Below are 24,557 nucleotides of genomic sequence, written 5' to 3' on the forward strand. Positions count from 1 at the left end.
CGCGATGAAGATCCTGCTCATCGTCGGCGGCGGCATCGCAGCCTATAAGGCGTGCGAACTGATCCGCCTGTGCCGCAAGGCGGGGATCCAGGTGAAATGCGTGCTGACCGCCGGTGGCCAGCATTTCGTCACGCCAATGACCCTCGCCGCCCTGTCGGAGAATCAGGTCTATACAACGCTGTGGGACCTTAAGGACGAGGCCGAAATGGGCCATATCCAGCTCAGCCGCGAGGCCGACCTGATCGTCATTGCCCCCGCCACTGCCGACCTGATGGCGAAGATGGCGGCCGGCATCGCCGACGATTTGGCGACCACCCTGCTGCTCGCGACCGACAAGCCGGTGCTCGCCGCGCCGGCGATGAACGTGCGCATGTGGGGCCACGCCGCGACGCGCCGCAACGTCGCCACCCTGCGCGGTGACGGCGTGACGGTGATCGAGCCTGACGAAGGCCCGATGGCATGCGGCGAATATGGCCCCGGCCGCCTGCCCGAACCCGAAGCGATCCTTGCCGCGATCCAGCATCATCTTTCCACCTGAAATGCTGTCCGACAAGCATATCCTCGTCACCGCCGGGCCGACGCATGAGCCGATCGACCCGGTCCGTTATCTCGCCAATCGCTCATCCGGCCGGCAGGGCTTCGCCATTGCCGGCGCGCTGGCGAAACTGGGCGCGCGCGTGACATTGATCGCCGGGCCGGTGATGCTCGAAACACCCGCAGGCGTGGATCGTGTCGATGTCGAAACCGCGCTGCAGATGTCGGACGCGGTGGACAAAGCGCTACCCGTTGATGTCGCCGTGATGGTCGCCGCCGTGGCCGACTGGCGCGTGGCGAGCGCGGGACAGAAGATCAAGAAGGACAACTCGCCGCCGGTCCTCCATCTGGTCGAAAATCCGGATATCCTGGCTGGGTTGGCGAAGAGCCCGCAGCGCCCCGAATTGTTGATCGGCTTTGCCGCCGAGACCGAAAGGGTCATCGAACACGCCACCGCCAAACGGCAGCGCAAGGGCATCGACTGGATCATCGCCAATGACGTGTCGGGCGATGTGATGGGCGGTGATGCGAACACGGTGCATATCATCACCGAGGCGGGCGTCGAAAGTTGGGAGAAATTGCCCAAAAGCGAGGTGGCGACCCGACTGGCCGATCGGATTGCGGCGGCGCTTACGCCGCACTGACAGCACCTGACAATCTTCGCGACAAGCATCTTTAGCGCCCGAAAGGAGAACCGCCCTTCGACAAGCTGTCAGCGGTGGTTATTGAAGGGCGCATGACGACTCCGATCACCATCGCGCTGAAGCGCCTGCCTCACGGCACAGATCTTCCAATCCCCGCTTATGCCACCAACGGTGCGGCGGGCATGGACATCGTGTCAGCCGAAGAACTGACCCTCGCGCCCGGCGGTCGCGCTGCCGTTGCCACCGGGTTCGCAATCGCCATCCCGGAAGGATATGAGGTGCAGGTCCGGCCACGTTCCGGCCTTGCGCTCAAACATGGTGTCACCTGTCTCAACACGCCCGGCACGATCGACAGCGATTACCGCGGTGAAGTGAAGGTGATCCTTGCCAATCTAGGCATCGAGCCCTTCGTCATCGCGCGTGGAGATCGGATTGCTCAACTCGTTCCGGCCCCGGTCCAACGCGCAGTTCTGGACGAGTTGGCCGAGCTTGACGATACTGTACGCGGTGTTGGGGGCTTTGGATCGACAGGACGATGATGATTTCGCTGATCGTAGCGCTTGCGTTGCAGGTCGCCCCGGTACTGACCTTGCCCGACCTCGGCCCGCCAAAGGACTGGTCGGCACTTGCGCCCTTACACTTTACCAAACAGCCCGATTATGCCGCCGGGCTGACGACCTTTGTCGCCGATGAGGTCAAGGCTGGCCGCTGCGTGCCGCCGAAACGCATCGACGGGCAAAGCCGGATCGACATATCTCTGGCAGTCTTGGTTGTTCCGGGTGGTACGGTGAAGCGCATCGTGCCGCAGGCGATCGATTGCCCGACGGTCGAACAATATAGCGCGGGCCTCGTGCTCAGCTTGGCGCGCGAAAATATCAAGGGATCGCCTGTCACAGACACCTGGTATCGCACCAGCATGACCTATAGTTGGGGGAAATGACCCCTCCATCCCGGTTCTGAAGCGATGGCACTGACCGACGCCGAACTGGAGCGATATGCCCGTCATATCGTTCTGAAAGAAGTCGGCGGCGCGGGACAGCTCAAGTTGCGCAGCGCCACTGTGCTGGTCGTCGGTGCGGGTGGAATCGGGTCGCCGGCGATCCAGTATCTCGCGGCGGCGGGTGTCGGGCGCCTGATCGTGATCGATGACGACGTGGTCGACCTTTCCAATCTGCAACGCCAGACACTGTTCGGCAACGACGATATCGGTCAGCCCAAGGTCGCCGCCGCGGCGATTGCGGTGTCACGGCTCAACCCGAATGTCAGCGTCGAAACCCACACGGTCCGGATCGATTCCGGCAATGCGGGCGCATTATTGGCCGACGCGGATGTCGTGCTCGACGGCTGCGACAATTTCGCGACTCGTCTCGCCGTCGCGGATGCGGCATTCGCCTCCCATATCCCACTCGTCTCGGCCGCAATCGGCCAGTTCGAGGGACAGCTTGGCGTGTTTCGCGGCTGGGAAACGGACAAGCCCTGTTATCGCTGTTTTGTCGGCAGCGATCCCGATCGCCCCGAAGCGAGTTGCGCCGAGCAGGGCGTGCTCGGGGCGATGACCGGCGTGCTCGGCAGCCTCGCCGCGCTGGAAGCGATGCGCGCGATTGTCGGGTTCGGCGATGACAGCGCAGGAAAATTGCTGCTCGCCGACGCCCTCGCCTTCCGGTTCCGCACGATCACCTTGCCGAAGGATCCCGGATGTTCGGGATGCGGGGCCGGTTAGCTCGACCTTAAGCAACTCTCGTTATTCGTTCCGCGCGAATGAAAATGGGAATACTTGGTGGCCGATAAACACAAAATATTGCTCGTCTTCGGCACACGCCCCGAGGCCATCAAGCTGTTTCCCGTCATCGCCGCGCTTCAGCAGACGCCGGGGCTCGCCGTCCGCACCTGCGTCACCGCGCAGCATCGCGGGTTGCTCGACCAGGTCCTGGCGATCGCCGGCATCACGCCCGATATCGACCTCGACATCATGGAGCCGGGACAGTCGCTCGACCGTCTGACCGCGCGCCTGCTCATCGGCCTTGGCGAAGTGATGGATGCGGAGAAACCCGATCGCGTGATCGTCCAGGGAGACACCGCGACCGCGATGGTCGGCGCGCTGACGGCCTATTATCGCAAAATCCCGGTCGCGCATGTCGAAGCCGGTCTGCGCTCGGGCGATATCTACCAGCCCTGGCCCGAAGAGGTGAACCGCCGCATCGTCGCGCCGATCGCCGATCAGCATTTCGCCCCGACCGAAACCTCCGCCGAGGCGCTGCGTCGCGAAAATATCGATCCCGCCACGGTCCATGTCACCGGCAACACGGTGATCGATGCGCTCTATGCGACCCAGGCAAGGCTCGCCGCCGACCCGCTGATGGCATCGGGGCTGGACGAGATCGCCGCACGCTTCGCTGGCAAGCGCATCATTCTGGTCACGACGCACCGGCGCGAGAATTTCGGCGACGGCATGGCCAATATCGCGCGCGCGATCGGCCGTATCGCCGACCGCGACGACACCGCGATTCTGTTTCCCGTGCACCCCAACCCCAATGTCGTATCGGTCATGGACGAGATGCTCGGCGACCGGGCCAATGTCGCCCGGGTCGATCCGCTCGATTATCCCCACTTCGTGCGCGCGCTGGGGCTGTGCGACATCGCGCTGACCGATTCGGGTGGCGTGCAGGAGGAAGCGCCCGCACTGGGTAAGCCGGTGCTGGTCATGCGTGAGACGACCGAGCGGCCGGAGGGCGTCGCGGCAGGCACGGCAAAGCTGATCGGGACCGATTCCGACCGGATCGTTTCCGAAATATCAACTCTCCTGGACGACAAGGGCGCTTACTCGGCCATGGCCCGCGCCCACAATCCGTTCGGCGACGGCCATGCGTCCGCGAGGATCGCAAAGGTTATCGCCGATGGTTTCGGACTCTGAACTCAATGTCGTGGTTGTCGGTCTCGGCTATATCGGGCTTCCGACCGCCGCGATAATCGCGCGGACCGGGGCCAAGGTGCTCGGCGTCGATGTGACCCAGTCAATCGTCGACACGGTCAATTCGGGCAAGGTGCATATCGAGGAAGTCGATCTCGACGGTCTCGTCTCGGGCGTGGTGGCACGCGGATCGCTGCGCGCCTCGATGCAGATCGAACCGGCCGATGTGTTCGTCATCGCCGTTCCCACTCCCTTCGCCGACGATCATGCGCCCAATATCGGTTATGTCCTGCAGGCCGCGACTACCGTCGCCACCGTGCTTAAGGCCGGCGACTTGGTGATCCTCGAATCGACATCGCCAGTCGGCACGACCGAGAAGGTCCGCGACCTGCTCGCGCAGCTTCGCCCCGACCTCAAAGTGCCGGGCAGAACGGGTGAGAGCGCGGATATCGCCATCGCCTATTGCCCCGAACGCGTTCTGCCCGGGCGCATCCTGGTCGAATTGATTGACAATGACCGGGTGATCGGCGGCATCACGCCGCGTTGTGCGCGGAAGGCGCTGGCCTTTTACCGTCGCTTCGTGCGCGGCGCCTGCGTCACCACGACGAGCCGCGCGGCGGAGATGACCAAGCTGACCGAAAACGCGTTCCGCGACGTCAACATCGCCTTCGCCAATGAATTGAGCCGCGTCGCCGACACGATGGAAGTCGATGTGTGGGAGGTGATCCGCCTCGCCAACCGTCACCCGCGCGTCAACATCCTCTCCCCCGGGCCTGGCGTCGGCGGCCATTGCATCGCGGTCGACCCCTGGTTCCTGGTCCATGCCGACCGTGCCAACACACCGTTGATCCGCACCGCGCGCGAGGTGAACGACGCCAAGGTCGATTATGCCGTCGATCGCGCCGCGGCGATGATCGAGGCGCATCCGGGCACGCCGGTCGCCTGTCTCGGCCTCGCCTTCAAGGCGAACATCGACGATTTCCGCGAAAGCCCCGCGCTCAAGGTCGCAAGCGAACTCGCGCACCGCTTTGGCGATCGTATCCATGTGGTCGAACCCTATGCGAGCAGCCTGCCCGGCGCTTTCGACGGATCCGGCGCTACGCTGACCGACATCGATACCGCGATCGAAACGTGTGGGATCATGATCGTGCTGGTCGACCATGACGTCTTCAAATCGGTGCCGCTCGACGAACGGATCGACAAGCTGGTCTATGACACACGCGGCATCTGGCCGGACCAGCCGCAGCCAAAACTGCGCTCGGAGCCGCTCCGTCTGGCCGGGTGAACTGCCGACGGACAAACGGTATCGATCTGTCAACGGCTTGCGCGTAGGAAGCAGGCATGAACAGGCCAGCAATCCTCGTCACCGGCGCCGCCGGTTTCATCGGTATGCATGTCGCGCAGAAACTGCTCGCGCGCGGCGAACGCGTGATCGGCATCGATAATCTCAACGATTATTACGATGTGCGGCTGAAGCATGCGCGCCTCGAAGAAATCACACGCGGCGGTGTCGATTTCGATTTTCTCGAACTTGATTTTGCCGACGACGCTGCACTCGATTCGGCGCTGTCGGAGCGGCGTTTCGATCGTATCGTCCATCTCGGCGCGCAAGCCGGCGTTCGGTATTCGATCGACAATCCCCGCGCCTATATTCGTTCGAATATTGCCGGGCATCTCAACATGCTCGAGCTCGCCCGCCATCGCGGCGTCGCGCATATGGTGTATGCCTCATCCTCGTCGATCTATGGCGGTGATGCGACCCTGCCATTCAAGGTCGACGACCGCGCCGACCATCCGCTCTCGCTCTACGCCGCGACCAAACGCGCCGACGAGTTGATGAGCGACACCTATGCCCATCTCTATCGTACGCCGCTCTCCGGCCTGCGTTTCTTCACCGTCTATGGCCCGTGGGGCCGGCCCGACATGGCGATGTGGCTGTTCACCTCGGCGATCCTCGAAGGTCGCCCGATCAACGTCTTCAACGGCGGCGATATGAGGCGTGATTTCACCTATATCGACGACATCGTGGCAGGCATCATCACCTGCCTCGATCACCCGCCCGCCGATGACGGCCGGGTCAAGGCCGGCGGCAGCGTCTCGCCGCACCGGCTCTATAATATCGGCAACCACAAGTCCGAACAGCTCGATCGCCTGATCGATCTGGTGGAGGCCGCGTGCGGCGCGCCCGCGATCCGCGTTGCGATGCCGATGCAGGCCGGCGACATGAAGGATACCTTCGCCGATATCGACGCGATCCAGCGCGACCTGGGATACACGCCGACAACCTCGATCGAGCACGGCGTACCGCGTTTCGTCGACTGGTATCGCAGTTATACAGGCGTCTGATTTTTACAAAAAAGCCTGAAAACTGGATGCTTACGCCCGTCGGCTGTCAAATGCCGTCAGCACTCTCTTCGCAACTGCGGTACTAGACGTATAAGCGCATGATGCTATGGCAGCGGCATCTTTCAAACCGACCGGTTTGTACCTGATATTTTTCGCCTGGAGCGCCATCTCATGACGAAAACCGCTTTGATCACCGGTGTGACCGGGCAGGACGGAGCCTATCTTGCAGAGCTTCTGCTCTCCAAGGGCTATGAAGTTCACGGCATCAAGCGCCGATCTTCGTCATTCAACACCGGACGCATCGACCATATCTATCAGGACCCGCACGAGGCGGGCGCGCGGCTGCATCTGCATTATGGCGACATGACGGATTCGATGAATCTGACCCGCATCGTGCAGGAGGTTCAGCCCGACGAAATCTACAATCTCGCGGCCATGAGCCATGTGGCGGTCAGCTTCGAGACGCCGGAATATACCGCCAATGCCGACGGCATCGGCACCTTGCGTCTGCTGGAGGCGATCCGCCTGCTCGGTCTGGTCGACAAGACCCGCATCTATCAGGCATCGACATCGGAACTGTACGGCCTGGTGCAGGAAGTGCCGCAGTCGGAAACGACGCCCTTCTACCCGCGCTCCCCATATGCCGCCGCCAAGATGTACGCCTATTGGATCACAGTGAACTACCGCGAAGCTTACGGCATCCATGCGTCGAACGGCATCCTGTTCAATCATGAAAGCCCGCTGCGCGGCGAAACCTTCGTCACGCGCAAAATCACCCGTGCGGTGGCGGCCAATCATCTCGGCCTGCAGGAAACCTTGTGGCTCGGCAATCTCGATGCCAAGCGCGACTGGGGGCATGCGCGCGACTATGTCGAGGGCATGTGGCGCATCGTTCAGCATGAAAAGGGTGACGATTTCGTGCTCGCCACCGGCGTGACGCAGACAGTGCGGTCGTTCGTCGAAAAGGCATTCGCCGAGGTCGACAAGCAGATCGACTGGAGCGGCACCGGCGTCGATGAAGTCGGCGCTTGCCGCAAGACCGGCAAGATCCTGGTTAAGGTCGATCCGCGCTATTTCCGTCCGACCGAGGTCGATTTGCTGATCGGCAACCCGGCCAAGGCCAAGCGCCTGCTCGGCTGGGAAGCAACCACCACGCTCGACGAATTGTGCGCCGAAATGGTGCGCGAAGATTTGAAGGTCGTCGCGCGCGAGGCGGAAACGCGCCGCCCCGACGAGGAGCGCCCCGCCACACTCTACGCGATCAAGAGCTGATTCCCGTGTCCCGCGAAGTGGGCTTTGCAGGATGATCCAGACGTCGCCGATCATCGATTATGGCTATGCGAGCAGCGAGGACGTCTACACGCCCTCTTATCTGCTGCCCTCGGTGCGGGTGTCTCTGGAGCAATTCTCGCCCGGTCGCCGGCTGTTCGAATTGGGATGCGGCACCGGGTCGACCGCGGCGAAGCTGGCCGCGCTCGACTATGACGTGACCGGCATAGATCCGGCCGCGTCCGGCATCGCCATCGCACGTTCGAACGCACCCGGCTGCCGGCTCGAACAGGGCTCTTCCGATGAGAAGCTGGCCGAGCGTTTCGGTACTTTCGATTCCGTTGTCAGCCTCGAAGTTGCCGAACATGTCTTCTCGCCAAAACGCTACGCCGAAGCGATCGGCGAATTACTCGTGCCCGGTGGCATCGCGATCATCAGCACGCCGTATCACGGTTATCTCAAGAATTTGGCGCTCGCCGCGACCGGCAGGATGGAGAGCCACTTCACCGCATTGTGGGAAGGCGGGCATATCAAGTTCTGGAGTCGCGCCACACTTGGAACATTGTTCTCGCGCGCTGGATTCGAAGAAATTCGCTTCGACCGGGTCGGACGCATCCCCGCGCTCGCCAAGTCGATGATCGTCACCTATCGCAAAAAGGCCGGCTGAGCCGATGTTCGACCCGAAATTCGACCTCAAGGGCAAGAAAATCTGGGTGGCGGGCGAACGCGGCATGGTCGGTCGCGCCATCATCCGGCGGCTGGCGAGTGAAGGCTGCACGATCGTCACGCCCGACACCCGCATCGACCTGCGCGATCAGATGGCGACCTTCGCCTGGATGGCGGCGAATCCAGTCGACCTGATCTTCCTTGCCGCGGCCAAGGTCGGCGGAATCGCGGCCAATAGCGACCGTCCGGGCGAGTTTCTCTACGACAATCTGATGATCGAGACGAACGTGATCGAGGGCGCGCGCCGCACCGGGGTGGCCAAACTCGTCTTTCTCGGATCGTCGTGCATCTTCCCGAAAATGGCCGCGCAGCCGATGGCCGAGAGCGCCTTGCTCACCGGGCCACTTGAGCCGACCAACCAATGGTATGCGATCGCCAAGATCGCCGGGCTCAAGCTGTGCGAGGCCTATCGTCGCCAATATGGCTGCGACTTCATCTCTGCCCAGCCGACCAATCTCTATGGCCCGTTCGACAATTTCGACCTCGAATCGAGCCATGTCCTGCCCGCTTTGATGCGCAAGGCACATGAAGCGAAGCTGGCAGGTGCGGACACGCTGTCGGTCTGGGGCAGCGGTACGCCGCTCCGCGAATTCCTTCATGTCGATGACCTCGCCGATGCGCTGGTGTTCCTCGCGCGCAGCTATTCCGGCGATGAGTTCGTCAATATCGGTACCGGCGACGAGGTCAGCATCGCCGACCTAGCTCATCTCGTCGCCGAAGCGGTCGGCTTCCAGGGCCAGGTCGCATTCGATGCGACCCGCCCCGACGGTACGCCGCGCAAGCTGGTCGATACCACCAAACTCAACGGCCTAGGCTGGAAGCCTTCGGTGCCGCTCGGTGCCGGCGTCGCCCAAGTCTATCGCTGGTTCCTCGATAATGGCCCCGATACGAGAATTGAGCGCGCCGCGGCATGAGCGCGATTGGCGATCTTGTCGGCTATGCGCTGGACCATCCGCTCGGACGGCGCGCGCCGATCAGGACATTGTCGCGCATCGCACGCTGGCAGATCGAAAGCCGGCTGAAGCCCGGCATCCATGACAAAAGCTGGATCGAAGGTGCACGCCTGCTGGTCGAGCGCGGTATGACCGGCGCGACAGGCAACCTCTATTTCGGATTGCATGAATTCGCCGATATGGGTTTTCTGCTGCATTTCCTGCGCGAGGGCGACTTGCTGGTCGATGTCGGCGCCAATGTCGGTAGTTACACCGTGCTGGCTGCCAGAGTTGTCGGTGCAGACGTGATCGCGATCGAGCCGCATCCCGCAACCGCTGATCGGCTCGACGCGAATATCGCGCGCAACGCGATCGGCGCCAGGGTTTCGGTCCAACGTGTCGCGCTCAGCGATGCCGCTGGCACAGGAGCGCTGACCGGCGACCGCGACACGATGAACCAGCTGGTCGACCGGGCCGGCGCGGGGACGGTGGCAGTCGACCTGACCACGCTCGATATGGCGGTCGGCAAAGCGGAACCGATGATGCTCAAGATCGATGTCGAGGGACATGAACCCGCAGTCTTCGCCGGCGCCGCGGCAACGCTCGCCAAGCCGTCACTGCAGGCGATCGAGATCGAAACGGTCGATCCGACAATCCTCGCGCAACTCGCGACGGCCGGGTTCGTCGAACGTTTCTATGACCCGTTCACGCGCGCCCTGACCGTCGCTAGCGGTGGCCGGGGCGCATCCAATCGCCTGTTCGTCCGCGATGCGGATGTGGTGGCAAAACGCGTGATTTCGGCGCGACGTTTCAACGTCGCCGGCATTGCGCTGTAAGAATCAGGGGAATTTTGTGGCACGCCTTTACGACAGCAGAAAACGTATCCTGGTCACCGGCGGCGCCGGATTCGTCGGCTCGCACCTGATCGACCGGTTGCTCGAGCAAGGCCATGAGGTGCTGTGCGTCGATAATCTGTTCACCGGCGCCAAGCGCAACATCGAACATCTGCACAATCACGCGCGGCTCGAATTCATGCGCCATGACGTGTGCCTGCCGCTCTATGTCGAGGTCGACGAGATCTATAATCTCGCCTGCCCTGCCTCGCCGGTTCATTATCAGCATGATCCCGTGCAGACGACCAAGACCTCGGTGCACGGCGCGATCAACATGCTCGGCCTTGCCAAGCGGGTAAAGGCGAAGATCTTCCAGGCGTCGACCAGCGAAGTCTATGGCGACCCTTCGGTCCATCCGCAGCCGGAGGAATATTGGGGCAACGTCAATCCCATCGGCCCGCGCTCCTGTTACGACGAAGGCAAGCGCTGCGCCGAAACGCTGTTCTTCGATTATCACCGTCAGCATGCGCTCGAGATCAAGGTCGCGCGGATCTTCAACACCTATGGCCCGCGCATGCACCCGGCCGATGGCCGTGTCGTCTCCAACTTCATCGTCCAGGCGCTAAACGGTGACCCGATCACCGTCTATGGCGACGGATCGCAGACCCGTTCCTTCTGCTATATCGACGATCTGGTCGACGGTTTCATCCGACTGATGGAAACCGGCCCCGACGTGACCGGGCCGATCAACCTGGGCAATCCGGTCGAATTCACGATGATCGAGCTGGCCGAGCTGGTGCTCGAACAGACCGGCTCGCGCTCCAAGCTGATCCGCATGCCCCTGCCCGCTGATGACCCTAAACAACGCAAGCCCGACATCACCAAAGCACAGACCATTCTCGGCTGGCAACCCAAGGTGCCGCTCGCCGACGGTTTGAAATCGACGATCGACTTCTTCGCCAACCGCGACCGTTGAGGAGCGGCCGATGTCATCTGGCGATGTGCCCGACGCGATGACCCATCCGGCAGCCAAGGGTGCCCATGTCCTGATGCTGCTGTCTGATGCCTATGGCGGTTTCGGCGGCATCTCGCAGTATAATCGCGACTTTATCGACGCGCTAAGTATGCTGCCTCAGGTCGCCAGCGTGGAAGCTCTGCCGCGGATCGCAGAGCCGCCGATCGGCGATCTTCCGGCCAAGCTGACGTTCAATCTCGGCGGACTTGGCGGCATCGCACGTTTTACGCGCGTCGCGCTTGCACGCGGACTGACCGGCCCAAAACCCGACATCGTCATCTGCGGCCATATCAACCTGTTGCCGCTATGTGTGGCGATCGCCACGCTGCGCCGGGCGAAACTGGTGATGCTGATCTTCGGGATCGAGGTTTGGCAGCCGACGGCACGCACACTGGTCGATCGCCTGGTCTCGCGGATCGACACAGTCATCTCGATCAGCCGGGTAACACTGGAGCGTTATCTTGGCTGGGCCGCCGCACCTCGCCTGGGTACGGCGATATTGCCCAACGCGATCCACCTCGAACATTATGGCATGGCGCCCAAGGCCGACGATCTTGTCGCGCAGTATGGCCTGACGGACCGCAAGATATTGATGACCTTTGGCCGCATGGCTGGCGAGGAGCGCGCCAAAGGGTTCGACGAGATGATCGAGATCCTGCCGCGCCTTCGTGCGAAGGATCCATCCTTCATCTACATCGCAGCCGGCAAGGGCAGCGACATGGCCCGGCTCAAGGCGAAGGCGGTCAAATTCGGTGTCGCGGATCATGTCGTCTTCACCGGCATGGTCCCCGAGGATCGCAAGGCCGATTACTTCCGCCTAGCCGACGTCTACACCATGCCGAGCCGGGGCGAGGGTTTCGGGTTTGTCTTTCTCGAGGCGATGGCATGTGGGGTGCCGGCAGTCGCCAGCAGTAGCGACGGCGGGTTCGAGGCGATACGCGACGGGACGATCGGCATCGCCGTCGATCCGGCGAGCCAGGATGAGTTGGAAAATGCGATCTTCACGGCGCTTTCGCGAGGCAAGCAAATTCCCTCAGGGCTGGCATATTTCGCCTTTCCGAATTTCGGACGTCGTTTGGGTGAAATGTTGTTTGGCTAAGCACCATTAAGCTGTCATCGGCAAATTGATCTGAATCATCTCGGCTGACGCTAGCGCGGTGCTAGCATTTCTGTCGCGGCATGAATCGCAAGCGTTGGAATAAACGACAATTTTTTCAGTATCTTAATGTAGATATCACTCTGTTGATCTGGGAGATCAACCGCTTAATGTGTGGTTTGAACGGCATTTTTGCCTATCGTTTGAATGCGCCCTTACCCGCGCGCGAAGAGGTTGTTGCAGTTCGCGAAACCATGGCCAGCCGTGGTCCCGATGGCGCAGGCCTTTGGGCGAGCGAAGACGGCCGCTGCCTGCTCGGTCATCGGCGCCTGTCGATCCTCGATCTGTCCGATCGCGCCCTGCAGCCGATGGCCAGTCGCGATGGACGGTACACGATCGTCTATAATGGCGAGATCTACAATTATCCCGAACTGCGCGCGGCGGCGCTCGCCGCCGGCCGCACGCTGACGGCGACATCCGATACCGAAATCCTGCTCGACCTGTTCGAACATCGCGGCCCTGCGATGCTCGACGCGTTGCGCGGCATGTTCGCCTTCGCGATCTGGGACAGCCTCGAACGCTCCCTGTTTCTCGCGCGCGATGCGTTCGGCATCAAGCCGCTATTCTATGCCGACAAGGATGGCGTTTTCCGCTTCGCCTCGCAAGTCCGCGCGCTTCGTGCGGGCAGCGGCATCAGCGGCGAGAAGGATCCGGCTGGGGTGGTCGGCTTCCTGTTACTCGGGAGCGTACCTGAACCGTTCACCTGGTACACCGATATCGCATCGCTCCCTGCGGGTCATTGCATGACGATCGACACAAATGGCGTCACCCAGCGTCGTTATGTCAACGCCGGAGAAATCCTCATCGCCGCCGAGCGTGAGAATATCGATCATGCGGTAGCGCTTCGCCGCGCACAGGATGCGGTGCGCGAGAGCATCAAGGCCCATCTGCTTGCCGACGTGCCGGTGGGATTGTTCCTGTCGGGTGGAATCGATTCCGCCGCGATCCTCGGCGTGGCGATGGAGGAATCGACCCGGCCCCTTCACACCATCACGCTTGGCTTCGACGAATTCGAGGGCAGCGACAATGACGAAGTACCGATCGCCGCACGGATCGCCGCATATTATGGCGCGCAGCATAGTGTCCGCCGGATCGGGCGCGACGAGTTCCTCTCCGATCTCGACCAGATCCTCGCCACCATGGACCAACCCTCGATCGATGGCATCAATACCTGGTTCGTCGCCAAGGCGGCGCACGAACGGGGGCTGAAGGTCGCCCTGTCGGGAGTCGGCGGCGATGAAATGCTCGGCGGATATCCGAGCTTCGTCGACGTCCCCGCCTGGCATGCGCGATATGGACGGATCGCGCGATTGCCCGGGCTTGGGTCAGTGGCAGGGCGATTGCTCAGGATGGCGATGCCGCGCTTCACGACCAACAATCCCAAAGCAGCCGGACTGTTGCGTTATACGGGAACATTGGGTGGCGCGTATCTGGTTCGCCGGTCGTTGCGACTACCCGACGACTTTGCCGGCATTCTCGATCCCAGTTTCGTCAAAGCCGGTCTCGCCCGGCTCGGTATCGTCGCGCGGATGAACGATGTGCTCGACCCGATGCCCGATTCGGACCAGGCCGCGGTCACCTTGCTCGAACTCAGCTTTTACATGCGCAACCAGTTGCTGCGCGACGCCGACTGGGCGGGAATGCGTCACAGCGTGGAAATCCGCACACCGTTGGTCGATATCGCATTGTTCCGCGAACTGGCGCCGCTGATCGGTCACCTGAAACCGGGCGAAGGCAAACAGCTTCTTGCCGGTGCGCCGGTCTCTGCTCTGCCCGAATGGCATCGCCATCGCCGCAAGACCGGCTTCGCCATCCCGTATGCCAGCTGGATGGGGGGCGTTGAGGGGCTCGAAGGGCGCAGCGCCAATGCCGCCGGCAGCCATGGCCTCTTGTCGCGCGAATGGTCACGCTACCTGCTCGACCACTATCATACGGCCGACTGACAGGGGTGATTCCGACGAATGTCAGGCTCGTGCCATGCTTTTCGCCTTCCCTCGCTCGGCAAATCATGCTCTTCGCATCCGCAACAATTGGGGCGCAACAACGAGGTAGGCCTTGACCAAGCACGCGCTCATCTGCGGGATTTCGGGCCAGGACGGCGCGCTTCTGGCGAAGCTGCTGCTCGACAAGGGGTATCGCGTATTCGGCACCTCGCGCGACGCGGAAGTGTCGCGCTTCTCCAATCTCGCGCAGCTCGGGATCCTCGACCAGGTCACGCCATTGTCGATGACCCTGACCGATTTCCGCAGTGTATTGCAGGTGCTGTCGGAAGCGAGGCCGGACGAGGTCTACAACCTCGCCGGGCAAAGCTCGGTCGGCCTATCTTTCGCACAACCGGTCGAAACGCTCGAGAGCATCGCCTTCGGCACGCTTAACCTGCTCGAAGTACTGCGTTTCATGGGCGGCAAGACCCGTCTGTACAACGCCGCGTCCAGCGAGTGCTTCGGTGAGACGACCGAGGCAAAGCCTGCGACCGAGGAAAGTCCATTCCACCCACGCAGTCCCTATGGCGTTGCCAAGGCAACCGCTTTTTGGGAGGTCGCCAATTACCGCGAGGCCTATGGCCTGTTCGCCAGCTCGGGCATCCTGTTCAATCATGAATCGCCGCTGCGCCCGGAGCGCTTCGTCACGCGCAAGGTCGTCCGCGCCGCCGCGCGCATCGCCGCGGGTTCGGGCGAGCGACTGAAGCTCGGCGCGCTGAACGTGGTGCGCGACTGGGGCTGGGCGGCGGATTATGTCGACGCGATGTGGCGCATGCTGCAGCTCGACCATGCGACCGATTTCGTCGTCGCGACGGGAAAAAGCCATAGCCTGGAATATTTCGTGCAGCGCTGTTTCGAACTGCAGAATCTCGACTGGCGCGATCATGTCGAGGTCGATCAGAACCTGATGCGCGCAACCGACATCGCGACAAGTTACGGCGATCCGGGCAAGGCGGAACGGTTGCTCGGATGGCGCTCGACAGTCGATTTCGACGAACTGCTCCGCCGCCTGATCGCGGCCGAGCATGTCGCACCGGCGGCCTGACGCTGTCACCATGCTGCGTCAGCGCCTCATTGCCTGGTTCCGCTTGCTGTTTGAATTCGGCTTGTCGAGCGGTTTCGCGCAGGCGATCGGGATGGTCTCCGGCCTCGTCTATGTCCGTTACATGCCGATCCCGGATTATGCGCTTTACGGCCTTGCCGCAACGACGCTGACTTTCGTCACGATCTCCAGCGACCTCGGGCTCAACAGTTCGATCACCTATTTCTGGCGAAAGGCGCGACTGGGCGGAACGGCGTTCGGCGGTTACCTCGCCGGCATCCGTCGCTTGCGTCTGATCCTGTTCGTGTGCGTCGGTCTGATCGCGGCGGCGATCTTCCCCGCCGTCGGCCAGCAATCGCATTATGGACTCGATGCGCTGCTGATCGCCCTGGTTTTGCTCCTCGGCAGCGCGCTCATGTTGATGAGTGCAGGCATCAACCTGCAGGTCATGCGCCTGCTCGGCTGGTTCCGCCGCTCCTATGTCTGCGATATCGCCGGGCAGTCGATGCGCGTTCTTGCCGCCGCGATCATGGTGCTCGGCATTTCGCGCTCCTATTGGATGGCCCTGCTCGGCGGACTGATGTGTTCGGCGGTGACGCTGGCGGCCAGCACATGGATGTTGCGCGGACAGGTCGAGCATAGTCCCACCCCCGTTCCCGGCCTGGTCAAGGCGATCATGCACTATGTCGGCCCCGCAGCCCCCGCCGTGCTGGCCTTCGCGCTGCAGGATAGCGTGATCCTGTGGTTGGCGGCGCGCTTCGGTGGTGCGCAAGTCGTCGCATCGGTCTTCGCGGTCAACCGCATCACCGCGATCGTCGGCGTGCTGTCCGCCTTCTCGATCGTCGTCATCGTCCCGCGCCTTGCCGGGATAAGCGATATCCGCCGGTTCATCCTGGCCGGCTGGATCGCCAAGGCAGGCATGGCAGCTGTCGGGCTGGGCGTGATCGCGGTGGGTGCATTGTTGCCTGGGCCGCTGCTCTGGTTGCTTGGGCCAAAATATATGCATCTCGATCATGAACTGCTCGTCGCGCTCACGACCGCTGCGATGACGCTCGTTTCGACGCCGACCGTGCTGCTCAATCGCGCCAAGGGTTGGGTCCGGCTCGACCCGCTGGTTGCGTTGATCCAGGTCGCCCTGCTGGTCGCGACCGTGCCGTTCTGGGATTTCACCCATCCGTTGTCGGTTCTGTTACTAAGCATGACGCTCAGCGGCTCGCTATTGCTGCAGGGTCTGGCGATCAGCGTCATCGGAGCATTCCGCCCCGGCCTGGTGACGGCGCGATCATGACCACGACGCTGATCCAGATTGTCCCGCGCCGCGCGGTATCTCCGGAAGGTGTTGGCGACTATGCGCGCCTGATCGCCGAGCAACTGCTGTGCGACCATGACATAAGGACGATCTTCGTCTCCGGTTCGCCGCTGCCGCCCGACCAACGGCTGCATGACGAGTGGGAAACGCACGAGCTCGGCAAGCGAACATCGGCGGCATTGCGCGCGACCCTGAACGAGATTGCGGGAGGCGCCTCGACACCGGTTCTGTTGCATCTGTCGGGCTATGGATATCAGAACAAGGGGATACCGCTATGGCTGGCGACAGGGCTCGAACGGTGGCGCCGCGGGAATTCCGCTCGCCCCCTTTTGACGGTGTTCCACGAACTGTTCGCGACCGGCCCGATCTGGGGCAGCGCATTCTGGCTCGGCCCGGTACAGGCATGGGTGGCGCGGCGCATACAGCGCATCAGCACGGCCGGCATCGCGACCACCGGCCCCTATGCGGCACTGCTTGAGCGCTGGCGCGGCGGGCAGAGCGGATCGGTCATCGCGCTACCGGTCTTTTCGACCATCGGTGATCTCGAGAATCCGGTTCCGGCGGCGCAACGCCCCCCTTCGCTGGCGATCTTCGGTCGGGCCGGTATCTATAATGCGGTCTATCGCGAACGGATCACCCAGATCGAAGCCTTTGTCGCCGCCAACAAGATCGACGAGATCATCGATATCGGCGGTCGCACCGAGGCGCCACCGGCAATGATCGGCACCGCACGGGTCCGTAGCGTCGGACAGGTGTCGACCGCAATGCTCCGCCAGGAACTGGGTAACGCACGGTTCGGATTGCTCGACTATGATGCCGACCGCCTTGCCAAGTCGACGATCTTCGCGGCCTATTGCGCCCATGGAGCGATCCCGATCTGCCTGAGTGAAGCGGCCGGCACAAACGATGGGCTCCGGCCTGGAACGAATTATATCAGGCTCGGCAAAGGCGATGCCAGCGCGGTCATTGACGACACCGCGCTTGGGGCGTTGCAGCAGGCCGCAAAAAACTGGTATCAACCACACTCGCTGAAAAGCAGTGCGGGCATGATCTACCGGCTGCTGCGGCAATCATCAGCGACTACGGAGCGCGTTTGAGATGCTTCTGAATTTCATCCCGCTTCTGCCCATCATCATCGTGCTCTGTTTCGCGGCGATACGTTTCTGGGGTTTCGCGATCGTCGGCGTGCTCGTCTGGGCGATGTTCGAGGGCGCGGTGCGCAAATGGGTTTTGCCAGGGTTCCAGTCGCAGCTGTTGTTGGTCAAGGATTTCGTCCTGCTCTTCGCCTATCTGGGATATTTCATCTCGGCGCGCAGTAGCGAGGATCTTGGGCCGAAAAGCGGAACCTTGCTGTTTCTGCTGTTACTCGAAGCAGTTTATTGCGCCATTCAGCTGGTCAACCCCAACTCGCCATCGTCGCTGTTAAGCCTGTTCGGATTGAAGAATTATCTGATCTACCTGCCGCTCGCATTCATCATCCCCGATATCATCAAGGATCGCCTGCAGCTGCGTAAGATCATGATCAGCACCTGCTATCTCGCAGTTCCGATCGCGTTGCTCGGACTGTATCAATTTTCTCAGCCGCCGACGTCCTGGGTCAATCAGTATGTGAGCCACGAAGAGGGCGTCGAAGCCGTGGTATCTCTTTTCGGCGAACAGGGCGAAGGCGACTTCAAACTGGGCCGTGCGAGAACGTCGAGCACATTTTCCTATATCGGTGGGTTCATGACCTTCCTGTTGCTGGCGGTGCCGCTGGCGACATCGCTGTTGCTCGCATCGATTCCCAAGCGGCGGACATTGCTGATCGTCACGGCGGCACTGGCACTATCGATCGGCGGCGCAGCGACCACTGGCGCGCGAACGCCGATGGTCGTTTTCGCCTTTGCCGGCCCTTTGCTATTGCTTATCGGCGGCTGGAAAGGCCTGTTGCCGTTTCAGACCGCGCTCAGATTTGCAGTCGGTCTGGCCATTGTCGGCGTCGCCACCGTGACAATTTTCGGTACGGCTTTTTCCGCGCTCGAATATCGCGCAAACAATTCCGATAGCGCGATCAACCGACTCGCCACGCCGATCACCGAGGCGGCGGACGCCTTCGAAACGTCGCCGCTGATCGGAACCGGCATCGGCAGCAATTCAAACGCGGCCATGTCATTGATCGGGGGTGATTATCTCTGGTGGCTCAACGGCAACGCCTATGAACTGGAAACCGCGCGCGTTATGCAGGAAATGGGTTTTGTGGGCTTCACCCTGGTGTTCCTGCCCAAAGCTTTCGTCATCGTTCTGGTGCTCGGGCATCTGCGGAAATCGAAATCGCCGCTGATGATTGCGGCGCACATGGCGAGCCTGATCTTCGTCATCGTCCATCTCGTGCTGTTCACCGTCAACAATCCGACCGGCGGTTTGATATACTGGACGATCGTGGGCGTCTCGATCGCAGCTTTCCGCGTCGAGATGGCCGAACGGCGAAACCGATCGCAGCAGGACTTTTACCTGGAGCGCGGCTATCCGCTCGGGGATGTGGCCCTCGCATGATCCCGGCCACCGGCAATGCCGGACGGCCGATCCGGATCGCGGTCGTCAACACCCACCCGATCCAGTATTTTGCGCCGCTCTACGCCGCACTCAACCGTGCCGACGATCTGGAGATCACCGCGCTGTACCTTTCCGACTTCTCGCTCCGCGGCGCGCACGATCGTGATTTTGGGAAAGCGGTGACCTGGGATGTCGATCTGCTTGCCGGTTACGAATCGCGGTTCATCGGCAAGAATTTTGGTACAATCGAACCCTATGGCTTCTTCTCGACCGTCTCGCCGGAGATTTTCGCGGAGATTTCGCCAAAACGCTACGATGCGTTGTGGATCCACGGTCATGGCTATGCCGCGAAGATGATCGCGCTGGCCGCCGCGCGATTGAAGGGCGTGCCGGTCTTCATGCGCGGTGAAACCCATCTTGCCCTGGGGATCAGCCCGGCAAAGGCCGCTGCCCGCCGCATCGTGATGGGCGCTCTCTATCGCCAATGCACCGGCCTGCTCGCGATCGGTGCCGCCAATCGCGATTACTATCGCGCGATGGACGTTGACGATAAAGATATCTCGCTTGTTCCCTATACGGTCGACAACGACCGCTTCATCGCCGCTGCCCGAATCACGCCGCAAGAGCGCGAAGGTTGGCGCAAACGGCTCGGCGTAGAGGACGACGCCCCGATCATCCTGTTCGCTTCGAAATTCCAGGGCCGGAAGCGCCCCGGCGATCTGCTCCAGGCGTTTCTTCAACTGCGCCGCGATGGCCTTGACGCGCATCTCGTGATGGTCGGATCGGGGGAACTCGAAGCCGATTTGCACAACGCCGCGAGCGAGGCGGCCGATCGGAACGTGCATTTCCCCGGCTTCTTCAACCAAAGCGACCTGCCCTGCGTCTATGCCGCGAGCGAGCTGTTCGTGCTGCCTTCCGAAAACGAGCCATGGGGTCTGATCGTCAACGAGGTGATGTGCGCCGGTCTGCCCGTCATCGTCTCGCAAGAGGTCGGTTGCGTCCGCGATCTGGTGCAGGACGGCGTCAATGGCGCGACCTACCCCTCCGGCAATATCGTCGCACTCGCCGCCGCCATCCGCGGCGTGCTTGCCGACCCGGCCAGACGCGTGGCAATGGGCGCGGCTAGCCGCCGGATTATCGATAACTGGAGTTACCGCGAATGCCTGGACGGAATCCGCGAAGCGCTGGCCAAAGCGGGGATCGCACGCGCGACATCCTGATTGCCATCGCCGGGCGGCAGCATGCCGACCAGCTCGCCGCCGCACTGATCGAGGCCGGCTGGGATGCAACCCTGCATCATGCGAGCCCGATTCGGTCCGCGCTGACCGGGGCTTTGGCCGGGCACCACCGGTTTCACCGGCTGGCCGGCCTGATCTTTCGTGCCGGCAATAAGTTGCTCCCATCGCCGCTAGCCCATCGGCTTGCGCATCGCATGTATGCGCAGTTCGACCGCAATGTTTCACACGCGCTGCCGAAAATCGCACCGCGCGCGGTGATCGTCTACGAAAACGGCGCGCTCGACACGTTGCGCGCCGCCAAGGCGCTCGGCTTGCCCACCATCCTGGACGCCGCGAGCGTCCATCATCGCATGCAAGCCGAAAGTGGCTTGAGCGATATCGGCACGATGTTCCGCCAGGGGGTCAATGCCCGCAAGGACGCCGAGATCGCATTGTCGGATCATATCCTGTGCTGTTCGACGCTTGCCGCGAACAGCTATATCGATGCCGGCGTGCCGCCGGACCGGGTCCATGCCGTACCACTCGGCTTCGAACCCAGGTCGTTTGGTCCCGGCGCGGACCAGACATTGCATGACGGCCCGCTCCGGCTCGCCTTTGTCGGCCGCTTCACTGGCGTGAAAGGAGCGGACTTGCTGGCGACCGCGCTCGAAAACCTGGCCGGACGCGGTATCGCCTATGATTGTCGCATTGCCGCCGCCCGCGCCGATGGCCAACCCAATCTCGTCGCACGCCTCGACGCCTGCGCGACGTTGCTCGGCAAGGTGCCGCATGACGAACTGGCCGAACTCTATCGTTGGGCCGATCTGCTCGTCATGCCGTCACGCTTCGATTCGTTCGGCCTGGTCGTACCAGAGGCGTTGGCGTGCGGCCTGCCGGTGCTGGCCTCCGATCATGTCGGTGCGAGCGACTTCATCGTGCCAGGTGAAAATGGCGATGTGATCCCGTTCAACAACGTCGATGCGTTGACCGATGCGCTGGCGAAATATGCCGCCGATCCGGCCATCGTCCGCGCGATGCGGCCTGCCGCGCTGGCGTCAGCGCAGGGTGCGGAATGGGCGCATTACCGGCAGCGTGTCGCGTGCACCGTGGCCGGAATATTGGGCTGGGCGGAACCGTCATGAAGATTCTTCACGTCGTCCCAAGCTATTTCCCAGCGGTTCGTTATGGCGGCCCGATCTATTCCGTTCACGGCCTTGCCGCCGGCCAGGCCGCACTCGGCCATCAGGTCAGCGTCTTCACGACCAATGCCGACGGTCCCGGCGTCTCCGACGTGCCGGTGTCGATATCGGTGGACATGGACGGAGTCGCCGTGACTTATTTCGAGGTCGGATCCCCGCGCCGCCTGTACCGCGCACCAACGATGGGCGCCGCGCTGAGCGCGCAAGCTGGAGATTTCGACATCATCCACCTTCATTCGGTGTTCCTGTGGCCGACCCTGGCCGCCGCCCGCGCCGCGAAAATCGCCGGCAAGCCGTTTATCCTGTCGCCGCGCGGCATGCTCGTCGCCGACTTGATCCGCGCCAAATCGAGCGTCATCAAGAATGCCTGGCTAACCCTGTTCGAGCGCAGGACGATCCGTGAGGCAGCGGCAATCCACTTTACCGCCGACCGTGAGGCGATCGATTTCGACGCGCTCGGGCTGAAGGCAGCCGAGAAGCTGATCATCCCAAACGGAGTCGAGGAACCGGCGCCGATCACGCCCGACACGGTCTCACCCGATATCGCCGACGCGACCGCGCGGCCCGGTTATGCGCTGTATCTCGGTCGTCTAAACTGGAAGAAGAACCTCGTCGCGCTGATCGACGCGCTCGCCTTCTCTCCGGCCACGCGGCTGGTCATCGCCGGCACCGATGACGAGGCTCACTCCAACGAATTGCGCGGGGCGATCGCCAAGGCGCAGGTCGCCGACCGCATCGTCCTGATCGACCGCAACGTCACCGGCCCCGACAAGGAATGGCTGTTCGCGCAGTGCGGCCAGTTCGTGCTGCCCTCACTCAATGAGAATTTCGGCAATACCGTGCTCGAGGCAATGGTGCGGTCCAAGCCGGTCGTCGTCTCGACCGGCGCGGGCGTCGCGGAGGTGGTGAAACAGGCGGCATGCGGCCTGATCGCCGAGCCGACCGCGCAGGCATTGGGAACGGCGATCCGCACCTTTGCCGACGATCCCGCCCGGGCGCAGGCAATGGGCGTGCTTGGCCGTGAAGCTGCCCTTGCGCATTTCGGCTGGCACGCGATCGCCGCGCGCATGATCGCCGCCTATCAGGGCCTGTCGGCGTCGCGCTGACCGGCGGCCAGCTTGCGGTCGACGATCTCCATGCACAGCAACAGTTCCGCATAGCTGCGCTGCAGGGCGTAGAACCAGCCCGGCCAGCCATCGAACAGGCATCGCTTGATGATCAGCGCGTAGATCAGCGCGGCAAAGGGCGCCGGCCATGCCAGCGCGCGGAGCTTTTCGATCCGCGTACGCTTCGCCGGATCCATGCTCAGCAAGTGATCGGCCTCACGCACTATATATTTGTCCTGCGATGCCAGCCAGCGGCGCAGCGACTTGCGGTCGTCATGGTCGATCGTTGCCGTCAGATCCTCGACCGCGCCCTCGATCGCAAGCTTGTGACCATGGCCGAGATCGGCATATTCGCCGCGCTCGGGCCGATAAAGAGTGACCCGCGCGGGATAGAGCGTGCCCGCCAGCCGGTGCCCATAGATGCAGTAACGGAATGCGGTGCGATAACCCGACACCGCCATCGCCGGGGTCAACTGCGCGATCTCGTCGATCAACGCCTGGGACAGGATATAATCGGCATCCATCGACAGTACGAACGGCGTTTCGATCAGGCCCATACCGAAATTGCATTGACCGGCGAAGGTATCGAATTTGCGCATCACCACCTGCGCCTGCGGATAGCGCGCGATGATCGCCAGCGTCTCGTCGGTGCTGCCGCTATCGATGATCAGGATGCGCTTCGCCCAGCTCAGCCGGTCGAGCACCCGCGCGATATTAGGTTGTTCATTGTAGGTGATGACCATCGGCGTGATCTGATCAAGCACGGTGCACTGTTCCTTTAGAGGCGACATTCTGTGTCGTCACATCGAGCCAGCGCCACGCGGTTGAGATGATCGTGTCGAGATCCGAATGTCGCGCGGTCCAGCCGAGTATCTCGTTTGCCGCCACAGGATCTGCGACAAGCGTCGACGGATCTCCTTCGCGCCGCGCCGCCATCGTGACCGGGATTGTTCGACCGGTCACGCGCTCCGCCGCCGCGATAATCTCGCGCACGCTGGTCCCCTGCCCGGTGCCGAGGTTGAGCGCGGCAAAGCCCGTCGGCCCGGTCCCGAGCTTCTCCAGTGCCGCGACATGCGCCGAGGCGAGGTCCGCGACGTGGAGATAATCACGGATACAGGTGCCGTCGGGCGTGTCGTAATCGTCGCCGAACACCGTAATCGCCGACCGTATTCCTGCCGCCGCTTGCAGCACCAGCGGAATCAGATGCGTTTCGGGATCGTGATCCTCGCCGATCTCGCCTTCGATATCGGCGCCGGCCGCGTTGAAATAACGCAGTGCGATGCAATCGAAACCATAGGCATGCGCATAGTCACGCGCGATCTGCTCGCCGATCAGCTTGGTCCGGCCATAGGGATTGATCGGCGCCTGCAACTGCGTCTCCGAAATCGGGATCGTTTCGGCCAGGCCATAGGTCGCGCAGCTGCTGGAGAAGATCAGCCGACTGATATCCGCCTTGCGCATCGCGCGCAGCAGCGCGGCCGTACCCTCGACATTGTTGCGATAATATTTTTCCGGCTCGGTGACCGATTCGCCGACATAAGCGAAGGCCGCGAAATGCATCACCGCCACCGGCTTATATATCGCGAACACCTCCGCCAGCCGCGCCTCGTCGAGAATGTCGCCCTGCTCGAACGGGCCCCATTTCACCGCTTCGCGATGGCCATAGACGAGGTTGTCATAAACGACGGGCTCCCATCCGGCCGCCCGGAGCGCCTTGCAGGCATGCGAGCCGATATATCCCGCGCCACCGGTCACCACTACGCGATTCATGAGGTTGCCCCTTCGACTGCGCGGCTATAGGCATCAC

The 24,557-nt window shown here is 62.3% G+C and carries 22 protein-coding genes and 1 pseudogene; 21 read left to right on the top strand and 2 right to left on the bottom strand.

The window, feature by feature from the left end; translation table 11 throughout:
* The first annotated feature begins 4 nt into the window (after nt 1–4).
* The 21 genes and pseudogenes from coaBC to ACVWZA_RS08790 all read left to right on the top strand — a co-directional run bounded on the left by coaBC (nt 5) and on the right by ACVWZA_RS08790 (nt 22,750).
* Nucleotides 5–1,178: pseudogene (gene coaBC, locus ACVWZA_RS08690) on the top strand (bifunctional phosphopantothenoylcysteine decarboxylase/phosphopantothenate--cysteine ligase CoaBC).
* Between the two features lie 92 nt (nt 1,179–1,270).
* On the top strand, nt 1,271–1,717 hold the full coding sequence (gene dut / locus ACVWZA_RS08695; protein WP_457310792.1) for a dUTP diphosphatase: 447 nt from the start codon (nt 1,271–1,273) through the stop codon (nt 1,715–1,717).
* Complete coding sequence (locus ACVWZA_RS08700; RefSeq protein ID WP_457310793.1) at nt 1,714–2,118, top strand: hypothetical protein; 405 nt, start codon at nt 1,714–1,716, stop codon at nt 2,116–2,118. The genes dut and ACVWZA_RS08700 overlap by 4 nt, the downstream gene beginning before the upstream one ends.
* Nucleotides 2,119–2,142: 24 nt before the next feature.
* Entirely contained in the window at nt 2,143–2,898 is a 756-nt protein-coding gene (locus ACVWZA_RS08705) for a HesA/MoeB/ThiF family protein (RefSeq protein ID WP_457310794.1), read from the top strand.
* A 57-nt stretch (nt 2,899–2,955) separates the two neighbouring features.
* Nucleotides 2,956–4,089, top strand: a complete 1,134-nt coding sequence (gene wecB, locus ACVWZA_RS08710; protein WP_457310795.1) for a non-hydrolyzing UDP-N-acetylglucosamine 2-epimerase — start codon at nt 2,956–2,958, stop codon at nt 4,087–4,089.
* Complete coding sequence (gene wecC, locus ACVWZA_RS08715; protein ID WP_457310796.1) at nt 4,073–5,371, top strand: UDP-N-acetyl-D-mannosamine dehydrogenase; 1,299 nt, start codon at nt 4,073–4,075, stop codon at nt 5,369–5,371. The genes wecB and wecC overlap by 17 nt, the downstream gene beginning before the upstream one ends.
* Before the next feature lie 56 nt (nt 5,372–5,427).
* Nucleotides 5,428–6,432, top strand: coding sequence for an SDR family NAD(P)-dependent oxidoreductase (locus ACVWZA_RS08720; protein ID WP_457310797.1), 1,005 nt, complete (start codon nt 5,428–5,430; stop codon nt 6,430–6,432).
* 171 nt (nt 6,433–6,603) lie between these two features.
* Nucleotides 6,604–7,704, top strand: a complete 1,101-nt coding sequence (gene gmd, locus ACVWZA_RS08725; protein ID WP_457310798.1) for a GDP-mannose 4,6-dehydratase — start codon at nt 6,604–6,606, stop codon at nt 7,702–7,704.
* A gap of 31 nt (nt 7,705–7,735) precedes the next feature.
* Nucleotides 7,736–8,368: a class I SAM-dependent methyltransferase gene (locus ACVWZA_RS08730; protein ID WP_457310799.1), complete on the top strand. Its 633-nt coding sequence runs from the start codon at nt 7,736–7,738 to the stop codon at nt 8,366–8,368.
* 4 nt (nt 8,369–8,372) lie between these two features.
* Nucleotides 8,373–9,341, top strand: coding sequence for a GDP-L-fucose synthase family protein (locus ACVWZA_RS08735; protein WP_457310800.1), 969 nt, complete (start codon nt 8,373–8,375; stop codon nt 9,339–9,341).
* Nucleotides 9,338–10,195, top strand: a complete 858-nt coding sequence (locus tag ACVWZA_RS08740; RefSeq protein WP_457310801.1) for an FkbM family methyltransferase — start codon at nt 9,338–9,340, stop codon at nt 10,193–10,195. The genes ACVWZA_RS08735 and ACVWZA_RS08740 overlap by 4 nt, the downstream gene beginning before the upstream one ends.
* A 16-nt stretch (nt 10,196–10,211) precedes the next feature.
* Nucleotides 10,212–11,168: a UDP-glucuronic acid decarboxylase family protein gene (locus tag ACVWZA_RS08745; RefSeq protein WP_457310802.1), complete on the top strand. Its 957-nt coding sequence runs from the start codon at nt 10,212–10,214 to the stop codon at nt 11,166–11,168.
* Between the two features lie 10 nt (nt 11,169–11,178).
* Entirely contained in the window at nt 11,179–12,306 is a 1,128-nt protein-coding gene (locus ACVWZA_RS08750) for a glycosyltransferase family 4 protein (RefSeq protein WP_457310803.1), read from the top strand.
* 167 nt (nt 12,307–12,473) lie between these two features.
* Nucleotides 12,474–14,306, top strand: coding sequence for an asparagine synthase (glutamine-hydrolyzing) (gene asnB / locus ACVWZA_RS08755; protein WP_457310804.1), 1,833 nt, complete (start codon nt 12,474–12,476; stop codon nt 14,304–14,306).
* Between the two features lie 112 nt (nt 14,307–14,418).
* The gene (locus ACVWZA_RS08760) at nt 14,419–15,390 is read left to right on the top strand and encodes a GDP-mannose 4,6-dehydratase (RefSeq protein ID WP_457310805.1); all 972 of its coding nucleotides are present in this window, start codon (nt 14,419–14,421) and stop codon (nt 15,388–15,390) included.
* A complete protein-coding gene (locus ACVWZA_RS08765) occupies nt 15,371–16,675 on the top strand; it encodes a hypothetical protein (protein WP_457310806.1) in 1,305 nt (434 codons plus the stop codon). Before ACVWZA_RS08760 ends, ACVWZA_RS08765 begins: the two co-directional genes overlap by 20 nt.
* Complete coding sequence (locus ACVWZA_RS08770; RefSeq protein ID WP_457310807.1) at nt 16,672–17,793, top strand: hypothetical protein; 1,122 nt, start codon at nt 16,672–16,674, stop codon at nt 17,791–17,793. The genes ACVWZA_RS08765 and ACVWZA_RS08770 overlap by 4 nt, the downstream gene beginning before the upstream one ends.
* A 1-nt stretch (nt 17,794) precedes the next feature.
* Nucleotides 17,795–19,228, top strand: coding sequence for an O-antigen ligase family protein (locus ACVWZA_RS08775; protein ID WP_457310808.1), 1,434 nt, complete (start codon nt 17,795–17,797; stop codon nt 19,226–19,228).
* Nucleotides 19,225–20,448, top strand: a complete 1,224-nt coding sequence (locus ACVWZA_RS08780; protein WP_457310809.1) for a glycosyltransferase family 4 protein — start codon at nt 19,225–19,227, stop codon at nt 20,446–20,448. Before ACVWZA_RS08775 ends, ACVWZA_RS08780 begins: the two co-directional genes overlap by 4 nt.
* A complete protein-coding gene (locus ACVWZA_RS08785; RefSeq protein ID WP_457310810.1) occupies nt 20,388–21,587 on the top strand; it encodes a glycosyltransferase family 4 protein in 1,200 nt (399 codons plus the stop codon). Before ACVWZA_RS08780 ends, ACVWZA_RS08785 begins: the two co-directional genes overlap by 61 nt.
* Complete coding sequence (locus ACVWZA_RS08790; protein ID WP_457310811.1) at nt 21,584–22,750, top strand: glycosyltransferase; 1,167 nt, start codon at nt 21,584–21,586, stop codon at nt 22,748–22,750. Before ACVWZA_RS08785 ends, ACVWZA_RS08790 begins: the two co-directional genes overlap by 4 nt.
* Here the strand turns inward: ACVWZA_RS08790 and ACVWZA_RS08795 are convergent.
* Together ACVWZA_RS08795 and galE are read right to left on the bottom strand one after the other, a co-directional pair.
* Nucleotides 22,726–23,514, bottom strand: coding sequence for a glycosyltransferase family 2 protein (locus ACVWZA_RS08795; RefSeq protein WP_457310812.1), 789 nt, complete (start codon nt 23,512–23,514; stop codon nt 22,726–22,728). The two genes, ACVWZA_RS08790 and ACVWZA_RS08795, sit on opposite strands and share 25 nt — an antisense overlap.
* Complete coding sequence (gene galE, locus ACVWZA_RS08800) at nt 23,507–24,520, bottom strand: UDP-glucose 4-epimerase GalE (RefSeq protein ID WP_457310813.1); 1,014 nt, start codon at nt 24,518–24,520, stop codon at nt 23,507–23,509. The genes ACVWZA_RS08795 and galE overlap by 8 nt, the downstream gene beginning before the upstream one ends.
* Nucleotides 24,521–24,557: the final 37 nt, after the last annotated feature.

Source organism: Sphingomonas sp. UYAg733 (assembly GCF_054057355.1).